This window comes from Pseudomonas fluorescens, from assembly GCF_902497875.1.
GTDB lineage: Bacteria > Pseudomonadota > Gammaproteobacteria > Pseudomonadales > Pseudomonadaceae > Aquipseudomonas > Aquipseudomonas fluorescens_BR.
The window spans coordinates 1-1965 of record NZ_CABVHY010000093.1; the positions used below are offsets into that span (position 1 = coordinate 1).

Sequence of the window (1965 nt, forward strand, 5' to 3'; positions counted from 1 at the left end):
CGGTATGGCTCAGAACCTTGCTGGCCCTGCCGTGAATGTTGCTGCGCTGGTTCAAGGCAGAACCCAAGACTGGCGTGTCATCGCAGATGAGTGGGCTGGCGTCTGCCAGTCTCGGGGAACCGTCACGTTTGAAGGCACGGGCACCGCAACTGCGGGTTGCTCTTACAGCGTTGAAGTCAAACCCGGTCAAGGTTGGGTACTCAGCAAATACGTCGGTCAGACTTGGATGCCGGTTGAAGCCTGCGCCATTGGTCAAGACCGTGCGGTTGAGGATCGCCGCCGTATAGCTCGCGATTGTGCGCACGCGGCACGTCCCACTCCGGTCATTGCCGGTGGCTTCGCTGACAAACTCCGGGCGCTGGTGTGAGTACTGAGCGGCCTGCGCTTCGGCGCGGGCAGCACCCATCCGCTGACGACCTAGTAAAGATGAGGCTCGGATACCCCGGCTATGAGGCTCGATTGCAGAGCATGCGGGCAATGAAGCCCGCCCGGTACGCTGCTGTTATGTCCGGTGCTAGGACGTTCGATGATCCGGACTGGTGTTGCACTGAGTGCAGCGGGAACGAGCGGCACACTCGGAACCTTACGTGTCGGGCCTGCAATGGTGCCCGCGTAGCGAGCGTGTTCAAGACACTGCCCGATGGTCAGACCGTGTACGTGTCAAAAGATGATTCAGCCTCTGATAACTGGCAGCAGCGACACCTGCGAACACAGCGCCTGCTAGATCAGAAAGCCATCTTGAACCGCTTGGGGCCAGTGGTCGTCGGTCGGTACTGCCTTGAGGGTGGCTGCGTGCTGCGTGCCGGGTCCGTGGCGCTCGACACTGAGTCGCTGATGCTTGCCGTCGATGCCCTGCTGTCTGGTGATCCTGAACAGTCCCGCATTGCGATTGAACCGCTTATCCAGCAACACCGTGAACTGGCGTTGTGCGTCCGCACGATCGCCCAAGCCCTTGCGGCACCTAAACCAAATCGAACTTGATGCCTGCCCAATGGGTGGGCTGCACCTATTGGAGACATTAAATGAAAGCACGAATTACAAAGTCCGTCCTGTCCGGCATGTGCGCCGCTTTTACCCCCGACTTAACCTCGCCGTCTGGTCTGCGCTGGAACCGCTGGAACGGCACCACAGGTACGCGCAGCCGTGAAGCTGGCGACGTGGCTGGTAGCTGCACAAACTCAGGCACTTACGTCGTTACTCTGGAAGGCAGCAAGTACCTGGCTGCGGATGTCCTGCTTGCTCTGCACCGCGCCCAGCATCGCACCGCTGTGGTGTCAGCATGAGCCGCGCCCGGACAAGGATCGAGGCACGGAACCAGCAGCCGGAGATCAAACCTTGGGATGAGGAGTTCATGCTATCGGACTCGTCACCAAGTGGCCTACGGCTTCTGGTGAACGGTAATCCCAGTGTGGTGGCTGGCTGTGCGATTGAGCTGACTTGGCCACATGATAAGAGCATGGCCGAGCATTGCATCTGGCCTCGGCATTACAGTACGTCGGTGATCGTCGGCTGGGAAGGTACGGACCTCGGCGGATTCACGAAGTGGGATATGCAGCTGGAAACTGTGTCCGCTTGGGTTGTCCGTGAAATCCTGCTGGAACACGCCGCGCGTGCTCAGCAGATTCAATTGCTGGAACAGCATCTGGAACAGCATCTGGAACAACTGGAAGTGGCCTAACGGCTGCTTCCCTTTTTGGCTCTGGCCCTGCGACCTAAAAATATTATATCCACCCGAGTGGGTCCCTCCACTGAAGGCACAGCAACCGCCCCCATGGCCCCTCGATCCTGAACGTCGGCAGATGCCCAGCTCTGGGCTAGGATGATCGCTCCCCACTTCAAGGATGATCGTCATGCCAGACCAGAACGAAGCCAACATCGCTACAGCTGATGTGCTGACTCTGTTGCTGCACAACCAACACGCACTAGCTGCCGCAATTGAAGAAGTGGCGCTATGGGCAAGGGCAA

The 1965-nt window shown here is 59.0% G+C and carries 4 protein-coding genes; 3 read left to right on the forward strand and 1 reads right to left on the reverse strand.

Annotated elements, in window-relative coordinates:
- Window positions 1-406 (reverse strand): hypothetical protein (locus tag F8N85_RS34750; protein WP_191636292.1); only part of this gene is annotated, 406 nt, incomplete at its 3' end.
- Between the two features lie 215 nt (window positions 407-621).
- Here F8N85_RS34750 and F8N85_RS35345 point away from each other — a divergent pair.
- Genes F8N85_RS35345 through F8N85_RS35350 form a run of 3 tightly spaced genes read left to right on the forward strand, consistent with a single transcriptional unit; the run spans window position 622 to window position 1678 of the window.
- The gene (locus F8N85_RS35345) at window positions 622-981 is read left to right on the forward strand and encodes a hypothetical protein (protein WP_224795776.1); all 360 of its coding nucleotides are present in this window, start codon (window positions 622-624) and stop codon (window positions 979-981) included.
- A 41-nt stretch (window positions 982-1022) separates the two neighbouring features.
- The gene (locus tag F8N85_RS33740) at window positions 1023-1283 is read left to right on the forward strand and encodes a hypothetical protein (protein WP_100783151.1); all 261 of its coding nucleotides are present in this window, start codon (window positions 1023-1025) and stop codon (window positions 1281-1283) included.
- Window positions 1280-1678 (forward strand): hypothetical protein, encoded by a 399-nt coding sequence (locus F8N85_RS35350; RefSeq protein WP_224795807.1) that lies wholly within the window; start codon window positions 1280-1282, stop codon window positions 1676-1678. Before F8N85_RS33740 ends, F8N85_RS35350 begins: the two co-directional genes overlap by 4 nt.
- Window positions 1679-1965: the final 287 nt, after the last annotated feature.